Source organism: Nostoc sp. WHI (assembly GCF_015714725.1).
Taxonomy (GTDB): domain Bacteria; phylum Cyanobacteriota; class Cyanobacteriia; order Cyanobacteriales; family Nostocaceae; genus Nostoc.
Window position 1 is genome coordinate 1 of sequence record NZ_WBKM01000261.1, and the last position, 4,973, is coordinate 4,973.

The 4,973-nt window shown below is 40.9% G+C and carries 5 protein-coding genes; 1 reads left to right on the top strand and 4 read right to left on the bottom strand.

Going from position 1 to position 4,973, the window contains the following annotated elements:
- From F8S12_RS40985 to F8S12_RS26690, 4 genes are all read right to left on the bottom strand, one after another.
- Window positions 1–1,877 (bottom strand): nSTAND1 domain-containing NTPase (locus F8S12_RS40985; protein ID WP_442946832.1); only part of this gene is annotated, 1,877 nt, incomplete at its 3' end.
- Between the two features lie 40 nt (window positions 1,878–1,917).
- Complete coding sequence (locus F8S12_RS26680; RefSeq protein ID WP_196519310.1) at window positions 1,918–2,106, bottom strand: hypothetical protein; 189 nt, start codon at window positions 2,104–2,106, stop codon at window positions 1,918–1,920.
- On the bottom strand, window positions 2,103–2,303 hold the full coding sequence (locus F8S12_RS26685) for a hypothetical protein (protein WP_196519311.1): 201 nt from the start codon (window positions 2,301–2,303) through the stop codon (window positions 2,103–2,105). The genes F8S12_RS26680 and F8S12_RS26685 overlap by 4 nt, the downstream gene beginning before the upstream one ends.
- A gap of 30 nt (window positions 2,304–2,333) precedes the next feature.
- Complete coding sequence (locus F8S12_RS26690) at window positions 2,334–3,683, bottom strand: AAA family ATPase (RefSeq protein WP_196519312.1); 1,350 nt, start codon at window positions 3,681–3,683, stop codon at window positions 2,334–2,336.
- Window positions 3,684–4,086: 403 nt separating this feature from the next.
- Here F8S12_RS26690 and rsmA point away from each other — a divergent pair, with 403 nt between their 5' ends.
- The gene (gene rsmA, locus F8S12_RS26695; protein WP_196519313.1) at window positions 4,087–4,929 is read left to right on the top strand and encodes a 16S rRNA (adenine(1518)-N(6)/adenine(1519)-N(6))-dimethyltransferase RsmA; all 843 of its coding nucleotides are present in this window, start codon (window positions 4,087–4,089) and stop codon (window positions 4,927–4,929) included.
- Window positions 4,930–4,973: the final 44 nt, after the last annotated feature.

Here is a 4,973-nt window from a genome sequence, read left to right on the forward strand (position 1 = left end):
CCCCACTCCCCACTCCCTCCCAAAAGCTTCCCCAATTCTTCCACCCAGTTGGTGTAAACGCGCATTACCACCGGCAAATAATCTTGAATACCGATCGCTTTATTCTTTAAAGCTGGCACCAGTCCCGCATTCACCAGGGAACTTTTGCCCACACCCGATTGCCCATGAATTACTATCAGCTTATAATCAGGGCGACCCATGCGTTCAATTAAACGTTCTACATCCAATAGGCGACCAGATGCAGCAATTTCTGGGGCAATATTTCCTTGGGGAGAGTTTGAGCGCAATGTCTCTACAAATGCCTGTTTTGTTGCTTCTAACCTCCCCGCACCAATAAAAGCCCGCAAACCAAATTGCTGTTCAATAGAACGCCGTTGCTGTTTAATGTTGTATGCTTTGAGATATTCTTTCTGCTCAAAATAAAGCTGGTGCAAAAATCTGAGAATATCCAAGTAAAGCCTGACATCTTCTAGGGGATTACCCACATCCCTAGCAGTTTCTAAGCTGAGAGTTGCCTGTTGAGTTTGACCTAAATGGTATTGAGAACGACTTAAAATAAACTGATATAAACTCAAATCTTTTGATTCTAAAACCCTTTCAGGAATACCATCTAAATCCTCATACCCTTGCGTTAAGGCTTGATCCTCCCTAACCCTCCTTAAAAAGGAGGGAATTAAGCCCCCCTTTTTAAGGGGGGTTGGGGGGATCTTCCGGGGCAGAACATCACTAAATTGAGCTAAAACCCCTGATATATTCGCTGATTCCAGATTGGGAATCGCCGCAAAAACTTCTAAAGCTTGCTTAACTAACTGATTTGCTTTCACCCAGTTATTTTGAGCCAAAGCCACCTCAGCTAAAAAACCGTAATCCTTGGCTAATTCCCTTAGCTGGTTGTTAGTTTGATGGATTACTAAAGCTTGTTCTGCAAGACTCTGCAACGTTTCCCATTTTTGCAAGTCTCGCAAGATATCACCGAATTTAACTACTGCATTAGCAATTAAATCTGGACTTTGAAACTGGTTAATAAAATCTATATACTCTTGAACATAATGCCAAGTCGTCTGCCAATGTGGATGAGTGATATCTTGATGTTTAAAAGCTTTGAGATAATAGCAAAAGCCAATCTCACCGAGGATTTTTGCCTGTCTTTCTAAATTATGATTTTGCTGCCAGAGCTTCTCAGCTTTGTGATAATGCTGTAGCGCCGAATCTTTGTGATTATTTATCTGTTTGATAAAACCTAATAAAGATTCTAAATTAGCTTGAATCTCTAAATTATAAACATCTGGCTGATTGAGTAAATCTCTTTGCGCCGTTTCTAACTCGTTCTCCAGTTTAGTATATACATCAACGCTAAAATTTAAGTTATTACTAAACCATTGATTAGCAGTTTCGCTAATAAAATCTATCAATTCCTGTGTTGATATGGCAAAATTCCTTGTAGTTGCCCAACTTTCCAAATCTGGTGCAAGCTGTATTAGTTGTTTGTAGATTTCATCGTCAATCCACAACACTAAGGGAAAAGCAAAATTCTTGCGAAACTCTTCCCGCACCTGATTAGCAGAAGTTAACATCACAGACAAATTCTGCACTGATTCCAAACCGACAACCATCACACAGGCTGATATTTCTTCCCCGAATTCTGACTGAATCGCATTATAAAGAGTCCTGTGAGATTGCTGCACCGCCAAAACACGAATTTCGACTTGAGAGATTTGACGTAATTTTTGGATTAAGCGATCGCGCAAACTGGCATAATTACACCGTGCCAAAATCAGCTTAAACTGTCCCACAGAGGATGCGATCGCCCAAGCTAATTGTTTCAGGGAGCGGTCGTTGTTTACATGGTGATCTTCCGGTGATTGCTGTGGACTCATAAGCTTATGGAGGCAGGAGGCAGGATTAAAGATTAGAAAATTAAACTTCCTGGCGTTTTAACTCCTGTATCAATACTTGAGTACGTTTGCTAGCTTCTCTTGCTTTTTGTCTAAAATACTTGGCTTGCTGACGGTCACTTAAACACACTTCAGATGCTTTTCTACTAAATTCAACAGCTTGTTTACTGAGTTCTTGAATACGAGTCTTTAACTCTGGGATTGTTTTCATATTTCCTCCTGTTCTGAAATTACAATCTCTAAATTTTCTATCTCTTCATAAAGTCTATCTGCTCTACTAGCTAGTAAGCTAGCGTCATCAAAATCGCTGTTTTCTACGGCTTTATCTGAGGCTAAGTACAATTCTTCTGTGATTTGGTGCAACTGTGCGTAAGCTTTTAACAAAATATTTCTCGTTTCTGGTTTCATAATCTAATTATTTATCGGTTCCCTGATTCCTCACTGCAACTCCCTTGCCTCCGCCAAAACGGGATTAACATCAAACCAAGACTCGCCACCATCGCGATATTCAAATACAAAGCGACTGCGAATCAGTTTTTGATATCCGTGGTCATCACTCACCTTTTTCTTTTCTTTGACATGACGTAACAATTGCCACTCATCATCAGAAATCGGCAACATTATTTCATTCCGGCGAGAACGAATAACTTGCTCTAAGGTTTCACCAGTTAGGGGAAGACTCATTTCTTCCATAATCCAGGTATTCAACAGCCTCAGCACGTCCCGCACATGACCACCGCTCATTTGACATAACCGCTCTAAACTAGCAGCACGATCAAAAATCTCGGTAATTTTATTTAAACGCTCCTCTGGTGTCAAATCAGGAAAAGCTCTCGCTAATACCATCTGCTGCATCAGTGCCATTCCTTCTAGATGAACACTGCCATCAGGCCATTTTACAGGTACCATTGGTAACACTTTGGGATCTTCTGGAAAACGCTGGGTCAGCATTCCGTAATCGTTGGAAAACTTTAAAGACAATGGCATGGTGTAGATTAAATGACAATTAAGCTTCGTCAAAAACTCACCTTGATCGACAAATAAATATTCTTGCTGTGGACGACCCCAAGCTTTGACACGATTATCTATACGGTCAAGATTATCGACAATTACCACTAGACCATTTTTACCTTGCTGTTTGAGTTTAGCGATCGCCGGTTCCAATAATTCTTGATTAATCGCTTCCAACAGTTTAGTTTTTTGCGGTGCTAAATATTGATTGAGTTTTTCCCGCAGTGTTGGGTCATTTTTCATCTTTGCTGTGATTTCACCAATGCCCACAGACAGAGAAAGCTTTTCTTTTTCAGAAGTAACACCAAAATCGCCGACATTGGGAACCTTAACTTTTACCCCCGTCACCTCGGAGTTTAAGACCTTCCAAGCACCTTGGAGCAACTCATTAAACTTGTTAGGTTCCCCCAGGGTAATTTTATCCAGACTTTGACTCACCCGACGAGCGATCGCTAGCAGCACATCAGCAATATCGACATCGGTCATTTCCAGATCGTCACTAGACTCAAAATAGACCACATGGAAGCCTAACTTTTCCAGTTCTGCCTGTAACCGTAATAGTTCTGTCGATTTCCCACAACCAATATGCCCAGTAAATAAAGTGCAAGTGGGTTCATTGGGCTTAAAAAAAGTAATTTTCTGCTTCAGTTTGCCAAGAATATCACCACCTCGGACTGAGGAAAAATCTATATAATACTTGCCATCAGAGCTATTTTTGACAAACAGAGTTCTGCTGGGGTCGGAAGCCTGATAAAATTCCCGTAAATCTATGGGCATAACGCTGGTAGTGCAATTATCTCGTATTGTCTTAGATATCCTTGTTTAAAAGGATAAAGTTATTTACATCTTTGCATCTAAATATTTCGGACAATATTCGTTTTTTTCCCTTAGCTTTGGGCTTGTCGTCAAACCTTGTACTGCGATAATTGGACACAAGTATCAAGTTATAGCGTTTGCATAATTTTTTAACTTTGTTGTGAGAAGTACTTTAAATTACTTAATACATCAAGCACTACCCACTTTCAGGGTTAAGAGTTTGCAGATAGTTCGTGCTATTTTGGTAAAATAGCTATCATATAAAATATCTAATGTCAATTAAAAAAGTCAAAAAAACAGCCCTCAAAAGTAAGAAACAGGTTTTTTAGAAAAAGCTGAAAACTACATGGGGTAAGGAAAATAAATGATCCGACCGCGTAAGGTCTTTGGTCAGCATTGGCTCAAAAGTGAAAAAGCACTCGACGCAATTATTAAAGCAGCAGAGTGTACACAAGGCGATCGCTCCGATAAGGGCGATCGCGTCTTAGAAATTGGGCCAGGAACCGGCATTCTAACTCGTCGTTTACTACCCTTAGTCCAATCTTTGGTTGCAGTTGAAATAGACCGAGATTTATGTGAGCTATTAGCAAAGCAACTGGGTAAAACGGAAAATTTCTTACTGTTGCAAGGGGATTTTCTAACCCTAGATTTACCATCACATCTAGCGGCATTTCCCAATTTTCAAAAGCCAAATAAAGTAGTAGCTAATATCCCCTACAACATTACAGGGCCAATCATCGAGAAACTACTGGGTACGATCGCTAACCCCAACCCAGAACCATTTGACTCAATAGTGCTACTGGTACAAAAAGAAGTAGCAGAAAGATTGTATGCTAAACCAGGGTCAAGAACTTTTGGGGCGTTGAGCGTGCGGGTACAGTATCTAGCACAGTGTGAATTAATTTGCACAGTTCCAGCCGCCGCATTCCAGCCACCGCCAAAAGTCGATTCAGCAGTGGTGCGATTGCGTCCCCAAAAAAGGGAAATACCAGCACTTGAACCAAGACGGTTCGAGAACTTCTTAAAGTTGGGCTTCGGTGCCAAACGCAAAATGTTACGAAATAATTTGCAATCAGTTGTAGAACGCGATCGCCTGACCCACTTACTGGAACAATTAGAAATAAATCCCCAGTCCCGTGCCGAAGACCTCAGCGTTCAGCAATGGGTAACTTTAGTAAATGAGTTGGGAGTGGGGAGTAGGGAGTAGGGGAAAAGAAGACAAGATAGATTTTTTCCCATTCCCCATTCCCC